This window comes from Sorangium aterium (assembly GCF_028368935.1).
Lineage (GTDB): Bacteria > Myxococcota_A > Polyangia > Polyangiales > Polyangiaceae > Sorangium > Sorangium atrum.
Genome location: NZ_JAQNDK010000003.1, coordinates 1,888,307 through 1,903,842 on the forward strand (window position 1 = coordinate 1,888,307; position 15,536 = coordinate 1,903,842).

Annotated in this window: 6 protein-coding genes and 1 pseudogene; all 7 read right to left on the minus strand. The window is 70.2% G+C overall.

What is annotated here, in order from left to right:
- Positions 1 to 11 precede the first annotated feature (11 nt).
- Entirely contained in the window at positions 12 to 2,723 is a 2,712-nt protein-coding gene (locus POL72_RS31360; protein WP_272099991.1) for a glycoside hydrolase family 15 protein, read from the minus strand.
- Between the two features lie 381 nt (positions 2,724 to 3,104).
- The gene (locus POL72_RS31365; RefSeq protein ID WP_272099993.1) at positions 3,105 to 4,250 is read right to left on the minus strand and encodes an ABC transporter permease; all 1,146 of its coding nucleotides are present in this window, start codon (positions 4,248 to 4,250) and stop codon (positions 3,105 to 3,107) included.
- 35 nt (positions 4,251 to 4,285) lie between these two features.
- Positions 4,286 to 5,812, minus strand: a complete 1,527-nt coding sequence (locus POL72_RS31370; protein WP_272099995.1) for a sugar ABC transporter ATP-binding protein — start codon at positions 5,810 to 5,812, stop codon at positions 4,286 to 4,288.
- Between the two features lie 71 nt (positions 5,813 to 5,883).
- Entirely contained in the window at positions 5,884 to 6,921 is a 1,038-nt protein-coding gene (locus POL72_RS31375) for a sugar-binding protein (protein WP_272099997.1), read from the minus strand.
- Between the two features lie 180 nt (positions 6,922 to 7,101).
- The gene (locus POL72_RS31380) at positions 7,102 to 12,162 is read right to left on the minus strand and encodes an AAA family ATPase (protein ID WP_272092811.1); all 5,061 of its coding nucleotides are present in this window, start codon (positions 12,160 to 12,162) and stop codon (positions 7,102 to 7,104) included.
- A gap of 362 nt (positions 12,163 to 12,524) precedes the next feature.
- The gene (locus tag POL72_RS31385; protein ID WP_272092812.1) at positions 12,525 to 13,751 is read right to left on the minus strand and encodes a vWA domain-containing protein; all 1,227 of its coding nucleotides are present in this window, start codon (positions 13,749 to 13,751) and stop codon (positions 12,525 to 12,527) included.
- 56 nt (positions 13,752 to 13,807) lie between these two features.
- Positions 13,808 to 15,536 (minus strand): annotated as a pseudogene (locus tag POL72_RS31390) (hypothetical protein); the annotation flags it as partial.

Genomic DNA, 15,536 nt, shown 5'->3' on the forward strand with positions numbered 1-15,536 from the left:
CCGCGCCTGAGTTACCAGCTCACGGTGTCGTTGAGCGTGAGCGTCCCGCCGGACGCGGGCGTGCTCATCGTGCGATTGCCGCCGCCCGGGAGGTTCTCCCAGGTCACGCTGCCGTCGGCGTTCTTGCGATAGTACTTGTACTGGAGCGCGCTGCTGGCCGGCAGGTTGACGCGGTTCGTCCACACGGGGTAACTGCGCGGATCGACCGGGATGCCGAGATCGGTGTTCCAGTTGCCGAGCGCCGCGGTGTTGCCAGTGACGTACATGGTCTGGCCGACCACGGTGGTCGCGGTGACGTTGACCGCGACGCCGGCCTCGCCGGACGCGGGCGGCACCGCGCGCACGTTGTAGCGGCCGCAGACCACCGAGGGGATATCGACGACCCTGCCCGCACGGATCGACGCCACCAGGCTGATGTACTCGCCCATGGCCCAGTTCAGGGGGCTCATGGACCGCGTCGGGGTGCCCGCCGAGACGTTGCCCGGCTTCTGGACGGACCAGCCGGTGACGTCCGTCGTCTCGCTCCACACCTGCTCCGGGATGAAGCCCTGAGGCGTCGAGAACGCCTTCACCGCGGTCAGGAAGGGGCTGCCGTCGGCGCCGACACCCGTGCTGGCGATCTTGAACATGCCGCGCTCGGCCGTGAAGATGGGCCACAGCCGGCCCCGGCCGCCGTTGCCGTCGAAGTTGCCGCCGTCGTTCTTCTCGCCATATCCATCGTAGTTGTAGCGGAACCAGGCCTCGCCCTTGCCGGCGATGGTCCGCTTCAGGATGGCGTCGTACTCGGGCAGCGTCGCGACGATCGAGGGATCGTCCGGCCGCTTCACCCCCATCCGCACGAGCTCGAGGAAGCCGCCGTCGACGATGTAACGCTGATCGTGCGTGCCGCCGCCGTTGCCGATCGTGAAGGTGGTCGCCGCGTCCGGCCCGGACACCGGGTTGTACACCTGCGGCCCGCTGCCGGTGTTGCCCCGCGCAGAGGGGTTGATGCGGATGTAATACCGGCCGTCACCGTGGTACCCCGTGGTCGTGAACGTCCAGCGGTCGACGCTCTGCTGCCAGGTGTCGGCGGCGGCCATGTAGCGCGCCGCGCTGGGGGTGTCGCCGTTCGCGCGGGCGATCGTGGCGGCGCAGACGAGGCCTGCGATCTCCGCGGCGATGGTCGACGGCGAGTACCCGGCGTTCTCCTCCCAGCGCTCCTGCTGCGTCCATGGGCCCGTGTTGACGATGTAGTCGGCGGTCCTCTTGATCTTCTTCCACAGCGGGTTGTAGACGGAAGGTCCGAGCCGCCAGGCGAGGATGATCGGCATCGCCTGCTCATCCATCTGCGTGCCTTGCCAGTACTGCCAGCCGCTGACCCAGGCGTTCTGCGGGAAGCGGCCGACGCGGCTGTAGCCCTGCGGGCAGCCCGGCGCGTCGTACTCGGCGGCGCCGCAGTCGCTCGACTGCTGCAGGGTGTTGAACAGGTAGTTGACCACCGAGGCCCCGGTCGCGGTGTCGCCGGCCGTCACCAGCGCGCTGGCGAACTTGAACAGATCGCGCGCCCAGACCAGGTGATAGCCGCCGTTGTTGCCGTCGCCGTTGGTCTCGCCCCAGGGCGTGCCCATGCCCGCGATCATGGCGCCGTTCGACTTGTCCTGGATCGCCTTGAGCGACATCGCCGCGAGGTAATACTGGTCGTCGGCGGTGGCGCTCTGGCTGCTGAGCCCGGCGGCGTAGGTCTTCCACCCGTTGTCGTAGGTGGTTTGCAGGGTGCTCAGGCTGCTGCCGAGCGTCGCGTTCGCGGTGGAGGCCGCCTCGGTCTCGGTCGCGCCGAAGCCGAGCACGACGTCGAACGAGACGCTGGTGACGGCGCTGGCGCCGAGGTCGATCCAGCCCATCTGCGCCACATTGCCGCCGCTCGCCAGGTCGTTTCGCCAGGTCATGGTCCTGTCGACGTTCCCGCCGAGGAGGTCTGTCCAGCCGTCCGACTCGCCGACGAAGCCGCTCGACACCATCGGCGCGCCGCTCACCACCTTCCACGGGCGCGACGCGGCGAGCGCCGAGGCGCGGCTGTTCTCCGAGGCGACGAGCAGCGTGCGCCCCCCTGCCGCCACGGTCCTCGACGTGTCGCCGGCCCCGGAGTTGTCCATCGCCGGGTTGTGGAGCAGGTAGAGGTCGAACTGGGTGACGTTCCTGCCGCCCAGGGCGTCGAACTGGACGCGCTGGATCAGCGCGTTGCGCCCCGGATCGGTGAAGATGGTCTTGGTGATCCGCCAGTTGTGGGCGCTGTTCGTTGTCGTCGCCTGCCAGCGCATGGACCGCTTGTCCGGCTGGGTCACGGTGAAGCTCTGCTGCTTCTCCTCGTCGACGAACGTCTTTGCCGTGTCCCCCACCAGGAACTGCAGATCGACGGTGTTCACGGTGTCGAGCACCGGATAGAACACCTCGGACACGATGCCGCGATGTCCGGTGAAGTAGACCCTCGAGGTCGCGGTCGTCGAGGTGCCGAGGAACGACTTCTCAGCAGGTCCCCACACAGAGGGTACCCCGCCCCCCTTGGCGGCAATGCCAGCGCCGATGGCCTTCAGGGCCTCCCCCTTTGGCGGGGCCCTGCCGGCAGTGCCGAACGGAACAGCGGACTCCCCGGCCGTCGCCTCCTCTGCATCTGGTTCGAGCGCGCAGCCCGCGAGCCCGAGCGTCAGGTAAAGAATTGTAGTGCCACAAGAAATGCGCTCCAGCATCACGCCACTCCCTTTCCATCGGGTGGCCGTCGCGTGAAGACCGCTCCACGGCTACCGTAAGTCAGCGACTTGGTTGATGTTTTTACGTGGTGCTTGCGGATCGCGGCCCGGGCCCCCTGCGCTCACTTCGCTCCGGCTCCGCGTGGGACGCCAGCAATGCTGTAGCGTAGCACGCGATCCTCGCACGCTTGCGCGCGCTCGCGCGCCGCTATGCCGAGCTCCTGACGAGGACAGCGACGCTGCGCTTCACGCGCCGTGTCGGCGCGGATCGACGAGCACCGAGACCATCATCCACGGGTCGGCGATCGACGCAAACGACGCCGCGCCCATCGCGGGCTCGACGGAGCGCGGCGTCGACCTCGCCGCCGCGAGCTCACGACCTCACGAGCCAACCACCTTGCGCCGCGCCGCCGCGTAGCGCCTGACCAGCTCGTCCGCGATGACGCCGGTCAGGATGACGGCGCCGATGACAGCGAACTCGATCTGGGTCGGGACGCCCAGCATGTTGATGGCGTTGCGCAGCACCTGCATGAGCGCGGTGCCCAGGATGACGCCCAGCACCGCGCCCTCGCCGCCGCGCAAGCTGAAGCCGCCCAGCACGGCCGCGGCGATCGCGTAGAGCTCGTAGAAATTGCCGAAATCGACCGGCTGGGCCGAGTTGACCTCGAGCGCGAACAGCATGCCCCCGAAGCAGGCGAGCACCGAGCAGAGGACATACGCGAGGATCGTCATCCTGTCGGTATCGACCCCGCTGTAACGGGCCGCCTGCTCGTTGCGGCCCAGCGCCATCAGATAGCGGCCATAGACGGTGCGGTTCAGGAAGATCGACGCCGCCACCGCGATCGCGAGGAACAAGAGGAACGGCATCGGGATGTCGAGCCACGTGATCAGATCGAGCCGCGTCTTCACGCCGGTGAACGGGTGCACCGCGTAGGGGCTGAAGTGCCCCTCGGAGATCCACGAGAGGAACGGCACGGGGATCGAGAGCGGGCTGCCGACCGACAGGTAACGCAGCGACTCGAACCCGACGCCGAACCCCTGCGTCTGATCGCCGGAGATCCCGCGCGCGGTGCCCCGGTAGAGCAAGAGCCCGCAGAGCGTCACGACGAACGGCTGGAGCCGGAGCTTCGTGATGAGCAGCCCGTGCGCGAGCCCGATGCAGAGGGAGATGGCGAGCAGCACGGGCACCGCCAGCGCGGGCGGCCAGTGCTGCACCGAGAGGAGCCACGGCAGCATGCAGCCGGCGAGCGCCACGACCGAGCCGATCGACAGGTCGATACCGCCCGTGATGATCACGAAGCCCGCCCCGATGCTGAGGATGCCGAACAGCGCCGTCCTCCGGATCAGGTTCTCGAGGTTCTCCGCGAGGAGGAACCTCCCGTTCATGAGCGCGGTGCCGAGCGACACCGCGAGGAGGAGCCAGAAGACGCCGAGCACCTTCCGCCGCGTGCCGTGCGCGAGCGGCGCGGCCGGCGCGACCGGCGCGGCGCCGCGCGCCCGGAGATCCTGTGTCGTCGTCACAGACATGCTCTCTGGCCTCGATGGTTAGTGGCCACGCCGCGTCACGCCGCGGCGTCGCTACCGGTCGCGAGCTGCATGATCGCCTCCTCGCTCAGCTCGGCGCGGCCGAGCTCGCCGGCGATGCGCCCCTCGTGCATCACCAGCGCACGGTCGGACATGCCCATCACCTCTTCCATGTCGCTGGAGACGAACAGGGTGGCCATGCCGCTCGCTGCCAATCGCTCCATCAGCTGGTATATCTCGTGCTTGGCGCCGACGTCAATGCCGCGGGTCGGCTCGTCGAGGAGGAGCACGCGCGGCGACATCGACAGCCACTTTGCGATGACGACCTTCTGCTGATTGCCGCCCGACAGGTGCTGCACCGGCTGCACGTCGCTCGGCGTCCGCACGCCGAGCTCCCGGATCATCTGCGCCGACATCCGGCGCTCGCCCGCGCGGTCGAGGACGCCGTAGCGCTGCGCCCTGCCGAGGCTCGGCAGGCTCACGTTCGCCCGGATCGCCATCTCCAGGATGATGCCCTGTTGCTGGCGGTCCTCCGGGACCAGGCCTATCCCGGCGGCGATGGCGTCTCGCGGGGCGCGCGGCATGATCGCCCGCCCGGCCACGCGGACGGCGCCCCCGGCCGCCGGCGTGACGCCGAACAGCGTCCGGAGCAGCGACGTGCGCCCCGCGCCGAGGAGCCCCGCCACGCCGACGATCTCCCCGGCGCGCACCGTGAAGGAGAGCGCGCGCTCGGGGTGCCTCGGCGTCCGGAGGCCGGAGACCTCGAGCACCGGCTCGCCGGGTGGGTTCGGGACGTGCGGATAGAACTGCGAGAGATCGCGGCCCACCATCAATCTCACGATGCGATCGTGGCTCATCTCCTCGCCGCGCGAGAGCTCTCCCGCGTTCTCGCCGTCGCGCAGCACGAGCACGCGATCGCAGAGCGCCCTCACCTCGCCGAGGCGGTGAGAGATGTACACGACGCTGATCCCGCCCGCGCGGAGCTCCCTCACCACCTGGAAGAGCGCCTCGGCCTCGTGCGGGCACAGGCACGACGTGGGCTCATCCATGATGAGCACCCGCGCGTTCGCGGAGAGCGCCTTCGCGATCTCGACGAGGTGCCGCTGCCCGAGCGACAGGCCGCCGACGAGCGCGCGCGGCGAGCACGCGAGGCCGACCCGCGCCATGATCGCCCGCGCCTCCCGCTCCATCCTGCCCTCGTCGATGAAGCCGCCCCGCCGCGGCTCCCGGCCGAGATAGATGTTGGCCGCGACATCGAGGTTGTCCGCCAGGTTGAGCTCCTGGTGGATGAGCGCGATCCCGCGGGAGAGCGCCTCCCTGACGGAGCCGAGCGCGACGGGCCGCCCGTCAAAGACCATTTCGCCGGCGTCGGGCGCCTCGACGCCGGCGAGGATCTTCATGAGGGTGCTCTTGCCGGCGCCGTTCTCGCCGACGATGCCGAGCACCTCGCCGCGGCCGAGCGCGAGGTGCACGCCGCTGAGCGCGAGCACGCCGGGGAAGCGCTTGGTCAGGCCGCGCGCCTCGAGCAGCGGCGTCGCGTCCAGTTCGGGCGAGGAGGCTGTCATTCGCGTCGGCGCGTCGAGCGTCGCCGGCCCGGGGCGCGCGCCGCGCGGCGCCGCGCTGCCCGACGCCGGGTTCACTGTTGCTTGGCGGCCTTCTGCTTCAGATCAGCCCAGAACTCGTCCAGGTTGCTCTTGCGGATCTGACGGGCCGGCAGGGAGATGAACTTGTCCTGAGGCACAACGGAGTTATCCCCTCGCACGAGCGCCGCGAGCACGCGCACCGACTCCTTGCCATACATGTACGGATTCTGCACCACGGTGCCGACCACCTCGCCGTCCTGGATCGCGCGCAGCGTCGCGTCCTGCTCGTCGAAGCCGACGACCTTGATCGAGCTCATCTTCCCCGCCTGCTTGACCGCCTCGAGCAGGGCCGGCGTGTGGTACGCGTTCAGGCCGATCAGGCCCACGAGGTCCGGGTGCGCCGACATCATGTCTTCGGCGTTGCTCTTCGCCTTGGCGGCGTCGATCTGGTCGGTCAGGGTCGCGACGATTGTGTATTTCGCCCCCTTGATCTCCTGGTTGAGCGGGTCGCTCCCGGCGCTGCTGTCCGGGCGATCGAGCAGCTCGTCGAGCACTCCTTGGCGGCGCTTGCGGGCGTTGTCCCCCTCGAGCCGCCCGACCAGGATGGCCACCTTGCCGCCGGCGGGGATCGCCTCCTTCACGAGCTGCCCCGCCATCCGGCCAGCGACGTAGTTGTCGATGCCGATGTACACGATGCGCTCGCTCTTCGGAGCATCCGAGTCCTGCGTGATGAGCTTTGTCTTCGCGGCCGCCTTGTTGAGCAGCGGGACCTGGTTCTCCGCGTCGATCGGGCTGATCGCGATGCCGTCGACGCCGCGGATCAGGAGATCCTCGACCCGATGCATCTGGTCGTTCACGTCGCTCGGCATCACGACGCTCACCTCGGCGTCGTACTCCTTCGCGCCGTCGATGACGCCCTTCTCGGCGATGGTCCAGAAGGGGGCGACGCCGTTCGTGATGTAGGCGAGCTTCGGCTTGCCCCCAGCCGCCGACGCGTCCGCCGCCGGCGCGCCGCCGTTGTCGCAGCCCAGGGCCGCGAGCCCCGCCGCCACGCAGACCCCGACGATGAACCGACCGATTCTGTTCGACATGCGCTCTCCCCTCCACCCGACAAGAGCCGCCTCGCGCGGCGGATCTGGGCGCCTCGTGCCGACGCACGGCGCACGACGGAGCAGGCACCCCCAGCCAACTGGCCAGCTCATGATGCGCGATCCGCTCCAGACGTGTCTACACGATTCGACGCGGACATTCCTACCGCGCCTGCCGCGCCCCTAGCGCCGCGTGCTCGGCGCGCTCATGCCGCCCGATCGGCCGACGGCGTAGGCGATCCCGCTCTGCAGCGTCCCGCGGATCACGATGCGCGACATGTCGATGTCGAGCCGGAGGAGCGCCTGCGCGACCTCGCCGCGGATGCCCGTCAGCACCGCCTGGACCCCGAGCAGCCGGAGGGCGTTCGCGGCGTTGAGCAGGGCGTTCGCGACGCGTTGATCGACCCCCTTGATCCCCGTGACGTCGATGATGACGGTGCGGGTGCCGCTCCTCGTCGCGCCGTCGAGCAAGGTCGTGAGCACGTCGTGCGCGCGCTCCTCGTCCAGCGTGCCGATGAGCGGCATGACCATGACGTCGCTCGTGATCGGTACGAGCGGGGTCGACAGCTCGGAGATCTTCGCCCGCTGGAACCGGATCACCTCCTCTTGGAGCTCGGCCCGGGCCGCCTCGGCGCGCTCGCGCTCGCCGAGCTCGTGCAACAGGCGCAGGTTGGCGTCCCGTAGCTCGGCGCTCTGCGCGGAGAGGCGCACGTTGGCCAGAGAGAGCTCCTCCGTCCGCTCCTTCACCTCCTGCTCCAGCCGCTCGTTGGCCTCCCGGAGCTCGGCGCTCACGGCCGTGAGGTCCGCGTAGAGCAGCGCGTTCTCGACCGCCACGGCCGCCTGCGAGGACAGGAGCCGCAAGAGCTCGATGCGATCGGCGGTGAACGCGTGCTCCGCGAGGTGGTTCTCCAGGTACAGGACCCCGCTCAGCCGGCCCTGGTGCAGGAGCGGCAAGCCCAAAATCGATTTCGGCCGGCGCGCGCTCACGTGCGGATCGCCGGCGAGGCGCGGGTCGTCCTCCGCGCGGCCGATCACGAGCGCCTCGCGCGAGCGCGTCACGTAATGCACGACCGAGCGGGCCAGATCGAGCCGCGCCTCCAGGGGCATCGAGAGGCCAAGGCTCACCGTATCGGGGCCGACCGCGATCATCGCCTCGACCGTCAGCACCTCGCCGCGCGCGAGGATGAGGAACCCCCGGCTCGCCCCGGCGCTCTTGATCACGCTGCGCAAGACCTGCTCGATCACCTTGTCGAGCACGATCGCGCTCGAGATGGCCTGCGCGGTGCTGAGGACCGTGGCGAGATCGAAGCTCTCCCCCGCGACGAGGCCCTGGAGCGCGGTGCCGGTCGGCGAGAGCGGCAGAGGCTGGCCCAGGGCCGAGGGGTCGGCCGGCGCGAGCTCCTCGCGCAGCGCCTTGGCCTTCTCGGTCGCCCCCCAGCGCTCGTACAGGTAAACCGCCCTTCGCAGGAAGATGTGCGCGAACTCGACCCTGCCCTGGGCGAGCCAGAACCTGCCATAAAGCTCGTTGCCGAGCGCCTGGTTGTTGATGTAGTCGGCCTGCCGCGCGGCCTCGATGCCCCGCTCGTAGAGGTCCATCGCCTCGGCCCTCCGCCCCTCGACGCGGGCCTGCTCGGCGAGCAGCAGCAGGTGCTTGTGGAGCACGTTGTCCGGCCCGGCGTCGGCCCAGCGCTTCATCCGCCCGAGGAGCCGCAGCAGGTGCTCCTCGTGCTCCCGCCGCTCCGCGCCCTCGGCGCTCTCCCACGCGGCGATCCGCATGAGGCCCGCGTAGAACGTCGCCTCGGGCACCTTGGCGTGCGTCGGCAAGGCGCCCTCGATCACGGCGAGCTTCGGCATCAGATCGGCAAAGCTCGCCCTGTCGCCGAACAGGTAGGCATTCCGGATCTTGGCGTAGTACAGCCACCCCATGTGGTAGGGCGAGCCGCCATGCTTCGCCGCGTAGGCCGCCTCGTCGAACCCGTCGTCGTCGAAGCTGAGCCGGCCCCTCGTCAGCCCTTGCAGGCACCGGAGGGGCTGGATCACGCCCGCGAGGAGGATATCGATGATGTCATGGCTGCGGGCGCGCCGCAGGAACGCGAGGTGCGTCTCGGTGAGCTGCGAGAGCTCCGCGAGGTTCATCCCGTAGGTGAGCCGGTCCGAGCCGCTCTGGCTGATCATGTACCCCATGGCCGTCCAGTCGCCGGCCTGGAGCCCGAGGTCGTAGACCCGGTCGTAATAGGGATCTGCCCTCCGCAGCGGCTGCGTCCAGCTGTGCACGTCCGCGGAGAAGATGTGGTAGGTCTTCGCCCGGAGCACGAGGTTGTCGAGCTGGTCTGCGAGCTCGACGGCCATCTTGCCGAACCGATAGGCCGTCTCGTACTCGCCGAGCAGCGGGCCGACCACCATGCCGTACGCGACGTATCCGAACGCGGACATATCGCTGTTTCCGTGCTGCAGCGAGAGCGTCACCATCTTCACGATGGCGAGGTTCGCGAGCGTCTGGTCGCTCGAGTTGTAGGCCCCGAAGAACAGGTTCACGAGCAGCTCGAGCGTCACGGGGTGCTCGGGGTTCGTCGTCCTCGGGGCGTGGGCGAGCTCCTCGATGCTGCGCGCGCCGAGGAGGACGGGCACCGCCTCGAGCTCCCGCTCGAGGAGCGCGGCGACCTCCTCCCGGGCCTCGGGGATCGGACAGCCGAGGAGCCGGAGGCCGGCCTTCTGGACGAGGGTCGCCTCGTGATTGCGCCACTGGAGCAGGTACTGGTTCGCCTGCACGAGGAGGACGGAGACCTTGTCCATGGCCGTCCGGGCGCGCGCGAGCGCCGCGGCGCAGAGCCGCTCGGCCTCCTCGAAGGCGCCGCACAGCGACTCGACCTCGGCGCGCTCCCTGTGGAGCGCGAGGGCGAGCTCGTGATGGTCGTCGAAGCCGCCGTGGGGCAGAAACCCCATGCCCGCGCGGAGATAGCCGGCCGCCGCCTCGTAGGCGGTGGCGGCCTTGGCCCTCCTGCCGGCGGCGAGGTTGAGCTCGGCGGCCGTGGCCTGCTCCGCGGGCGAGCTCACGATGGGCGCCGCGATGTTGAAGTGGTTGACGATGTCGAAGAGCGCCTCGTCCCGAGCCGCGCCCTCGCAGCTGGCGAGCATGAGCCGCCCGATGCGGAGGTGGACCTCCCGCTTGTGATCCTCGCTGATGAGCGAGTACGCCGCCTGCTGGACGCGATCGTGCAGGAAGCGGTAGTTGACGCGCCAGTCGACGCCGGTCTGCGCCTCGTCGTCGGTCGCGTGCGCGAGGCGGTAGTCGGTGTCCACGGGCGCGATCAGGCCCTCTTGCAGGATCTTCCACAGCGCGGCCACGGTCTCGTGCGCAGGCCGCTCGCTGATGACCGCGAGCGTGCGCAGGTCGAACTCGTGCCCGATGCAGGCCGCGAGGCGGAGGACGCGCACGAGCTCGGGCTCGAGCTCCCCGATCTTGCGCGCCATGAAGTCGACGACGTTGTCGGTGACCGTGCGCCGCCGGATGCCGTCGAGCTCCCATGTCCAGGCGCCCTTCTCGAAGCGGAGCAGGCCCTCCGTGTGGAGCGAGCCCAGGAACTGCCGCACGAAGAACGGGTTGCTCTGGGTCCGATCGAACACGACGCGGGCGAGCGGCTCGACGTCGGCGCGGGCCGCGGAGAGCGCGTCCGAGAGCAGCGCGATCACGTCGGCGAGGGCGAGCGGGCTCAGCTTGAGCTCACGGAGCGGCGCGCCTGCCTTCTCGATCTCGCCGAGCGCGACGCGGAGCGGGTGAGCCGCGTAGACCTCGTTGTCGCGGAAGGCGCCGAGGAGGAGCAGGTGGCCGCGCTCCGGATCGGCGGCCAGGACCTGGAGCAGCTTGAGCGAGGCCGGATCGGCCCATTGCAGATCGTCCAGGAAGAGGACGAGGGGGTGCTCGGCGGTCGCGAAGACGCGGACGAACGCCTTGAAGATCGCGTGAAAGCGGCCCTGCGCCTCCGCCGGCGGGAGCTGCTGGACCGGGGGCTGCTGGCCGACGATCCACTCGAGCTCCGGGATGAGGTCGACGAGGAGCTGGCCGCTGCTCCCGAGCGCGCGGCCGAGCGCCGTGCTCCAGCGCGCGAGCTGCTCCGGTCGCTCGGTGAGGATGTGCCGGAGGAGCTCCCGGAAGGCGCGCGCGAGCGAGGCGTACGGCGCCCCGCGGTTCAGCTGCTCGAACTTGCCCGCGGTGAAGTAGCCGCCTCGCTGGGCGATGGCCCTGTGCATCTCGTTCACAAGGGCCGACTTGCCCATGCCCGCGTACCCCGACACGAGCAGGAGCTCGCCCTCCCCGCCGGCGGCGCGCTCGAAGGCGGCGAGCAGCGCGCGCTCCTCCTCGGCGCGGCCGTAGAGCTTCTGCGGGATGCGCAGCGTATCCGGGATGTCGCGCAGGCCGAGCGCGAAGGGCGCCACGGCGCCGGACGTCGAGAGCTGGCGGAGGCACGCGTCGAGGTCGGCGAAGAGCCCGAAGGCGCTCTGGTACCGGTCCTCCGCGTTCTTCTCGAGGAGCTTCATCACGATCCGGGACACCGCGTCGGGCACGCCCGGGACCTGCTCGGGCGGCGGCACCGGCGTCCGCGCGATGTGGCCATGGATGAGATCCAGCGGGTCGCTGCCGGTGAACGGCAGGACGCCGGTGAGCATCTGATAGAGGGTCACGCCGAACGAGTAGAGGTCGGTGCGGCGGTCGATCACGCGGTTCATCCGGCCGGTCTGCTCCGGCGACATGTACGCGAGCGTCCCCTCGAGCGCCTCGGGGCTTATCGCCTGCTGCGTCTCGTGCGGGAGGAGCGTCGCGATGCCGAAGCCGACGAAGTGGACCTCGAGCGTGTCCGGGTCGACGAGGAGGTTGTGCGGCTTGATGTCCTTGTGAATCACCTTGCGGCGGTGGAACTCGTCGAGGACCCGGGCCGCAGAGCGGGCGATCGTCAACGCCGCCTTGAGCTCCAGCCGGCCGGCGCGCAGGAGGTCGTGGAGCGTCGTCCTGCTCGGCCTCTCGAGCACGAGCGCGAGGCCGTTCCTGTGCTTCTCGAGCCCGTAGGCCTTGACGACGCCCTCGACGTCGAGCGCGCAGAGCACGTTGTACTCGTGCCGGAGCGCCGCGAGCTCACGCGCGCTCGGGAACTCGCTCTTCAGGACCTTGAAGACAGCAGGCTTGCGCTCGTCACCCCAGGTCCCTTCGAACACCTCGATGCTCGAGTCGACATAGATCGGCTGGCTCACGAAACACGTCGCGGAGAGCATCTCACCTCGCCGGGGCGCCGGGCGGGCCCGCCGGCGCTGCTGCTCGCATCGAGCAGGCAGGACGGACGGTGTTCTCGCACAAGCGCACCATGGGCGGATTATGTCTAGATCGCTGCCCCCGAGTCACCACCGAAATCGGAACATTGATTCGTCCACGGTGATATTTTTCAGCATTTGTGCGCTAGATATCCAACTTGGACGGAGTCTGGCGTTCGCGCCCCGTCGCCGAGCGCGGCAGTGCGGCGCTGGCGCGGCGCTCCATGCGATGTGGGCTGGCCCTCGGAGGGCTGGACGGGGGATCGATCACGCGGCGCGCCGGGAGGGCGCGTCACGGGCGCAGGTCACTGCGGCACCTCGACGGTGGGACAGCCGAACTCGACACGGACGCTCTCCGCTCCCATGGACTTCACGTGCTCGCACGTGGCGCCCTTGATCACGAGGGTGGGCGGGGTGGTCGAATCGTCGTAATCCCAGCCGTCGTCGCCCGGCCTCGGCAGCACCTCGTCGTCGATGAAGACGTTCACCTTCGCGCGGTCCGGCGGCTCGGCCTCCAGCGAGAGCTCGCAGGTCCTCACGAGATCCCTCGTGATGCTGGTCAGCGTGTCGCCGAGGCTCGCCGCGTCCACCACCTCGAAATAACGGGGCGAGGTCTCCGACGTGGCCGTGTCGCCCTCGACGGCGAGCTGGTCCAGCACGGCGGCATAGGCCGTCGCGCCGGGGATGCCGACGACGAAGGTCTTGATACCGGCCGCGCGCAGCTCCTTCACCCGCTGCACCGTGCGCGCGTCGTCCAGGCACACGTCCGTCAGGCCCGCGACGCAGCAGTTCGGCACGCCCGAAGGGCAGTCCCCATCCATGTTCGTGGTGCAGGTCGCGGCCTCGCAGGTCATGGCCGGATCCTGGTTGCAGTTGGGACCGCCGTCGGTCGCCAGGAGGACGTACTTGTCACCTTCGAGGGCGCCGCCGGCTCCCACGGTGAGGTACCCGAGGGCGCGCGCGAGGGCGTCCGCGGTCGGCGTCGCGCCGCCGGGGTCGGTGGCATCCAGGAGGGTCTTGATGGCGGGGACCGATGTCTCGCCCGGCGCCACGGCCACGCTCAGGTCCTCGCCCGCCTCCATGCCGCAGTGGTCGTCGGAGGGAAAGAGCTGAAGCCCGACGGACATCCTGTCCTGGATCACGTCGAGCGCGGTGCCGAGGGCGCCCTTCATCATCGTCCAGCGGTCGCTCGCTTCCCACGCTTTGGTCATGCTGTCGGAGCGATCGAGCACGATCACGAGGTGAGCCTGCCGCGGCTGAGCTTCGACCTGCTGGCCGCCGCAGTCGCCGCCGCCCTCCCCCCCGCCCGAGCTGGCGCCCGGCCCGGACGCGATGAAGCCGCCTCCGAGGGAGGGCTCCCCGCCCGTTCCCCCGGAGTCCGTACCGCCGGAGCCGCCGTTTCCGGAGCCGCCGCCGCCCCCACCCGTTCCGCCATCCGATACCGAACATCCCGACGCGAGCGCCCAGCCCAGGCACCAGAGCGATGTCAGGAACAAGGAGCGGGCGTAGATCCCGCGGTTCTTGCCGGTCATATCCATTCTCCTCGACACGAGTGAATCGACGCGAGTCAACGCGCCCGCACGCGGCGTCAGCCCGGAGGAATGCGGCAGATGCCGTTGTAACACTGCACGGTTCCGGCGTTGCAGCAGTCGGACGTCGCGCCGCAGAGCTGCCCGTACTCGGCGCATCGCGGCGGGGTGCCGCCCGCCCCGTCCGAGCCACCGCCGCCGCCGGCGCCGCCGGCTCCGCCGGTCGCGCTCGAGCTCCCGGTCGCGCCCGAGCTCCCGGTCGCGCCTGACGGGGAGTCCGTCGTGCACGTGCCTGAAAGGGAGCCCGGCTCGTACTCGCACGTCGTTCCGACGCAGCAGTCGCCGTTGTTCGTGCAGGGTCCGCCCGCCGTGACACAGCGGGGCGTCGTCCCTCCGGGCGTGTCGTAACACTGGAGCTTGCCAGTTTCGCTATTCCGTACGCAGGGAGCGCCGTCGCAGCAGTCGTCGGCGGAGGCGCAGTCCTCGCCTGCCTGGCGGCAGGCCGTGAGCGCGTTGCACCGAGGCACGCCGAGGGCGTCGAGGCGGCAGTTGCTGGCGTGGCCCAGGTAGCTGCAGCAGTTGTTGGGAGCGCTGGTGGACGTATCCGAGCAATAGCTGTCCTTGAAGTGACAGACGCCGCCCTGGGGCGTGCAGCCGTTCGGGTTGCGGCAGCGGCCGATCTCCCCGTCCGGATCCCCCGACTTGTCGCAGACGACGTTGCCCGCGCCCGGCAGATCGGCCGTGGGATCGCCGCCGCAGCAGTCCTCGTTGCGCCGGCACAGGGCGCCGTTCACGCGGCAGCCGCTCGGCGGCTGGCAGACAGCGATCCCGGTGGGGCCGTACGGCGCGCAGACGCGGCTGCAGCAGAAGCCGCAGCTGTCGCAGACCGCGCCGTCGATGCCGCCGCTGCTGCAGCGGCTCGCCGTCGACGGCTCCGCGCCGCAGTAGCCCGCGGGGTCGGCTGTGTTCCGCTTCACGCACACGCCGGTACAGCAGTCGCTGTCGCCCTTGCAGACGTCGTTGCGCTGCACGCAGAACGAGGAGTAGAGGACACAGCGGTTGTCTCGCCCGCAGAGCTTGGAGCAACACTGGCTGTCCTCGGTGCACGGGTTGCCGCCCGTCTGGCATGCGGTGGCGCCGTTGACGTCGCTGCACGTCCCGCCGACGCACATGCCGCTGCAGCACGCGGCGCCGCCTGCCGTGCAGTCGGATCCATCGGGGAGGCAGGCGGTCGCGCTGCACCTGCCCGAAGCGCAGTTGAGGGTACAGCACTCCGAGGATTCCTCGCAAGCGGCGCCGGTCCCGAGGCAGACGCTGAGCGGCGAGGCGCAGGTGCTCGTCGCGCTGTCGCAGATGCCGGAACAGCAATCTCCGGAGCGCGCGCACGTGGCCCCGTAGGGCTCGCAGGTCGGCACCTCGACCCCCGTGTCAGGACCGCCCGCGCCGCCGACGCCATCCGTGCCGCCGGCGCCCGCGCCGCTGGCGAGCGCACCGCCCGCGCCGCCCGCACCGCCGGCGCCCGCACCACCGACGCCTGTGCCCGCGCCGCCTTCTCCAGAGCCGCCCGCCGCGCCGGCGCCGCCCGTTCCGCTCATCCCGCCGCCGCCAGCGTTGGCCCCTCCGGAGCCGCTGGCGGAGGAGCTGCCCTCGGCTGCGCTGCTGGAGGGCCCTGACGTGTTGGCGACGCCACCTTCGCCTCCCGAGCCCGTGCCTTCGGACGAGCCGCAGGCGCCGGAGAGCCATACGATGCCGACAGCCGCGAAGATTCGAGATACGCGCATACACTTT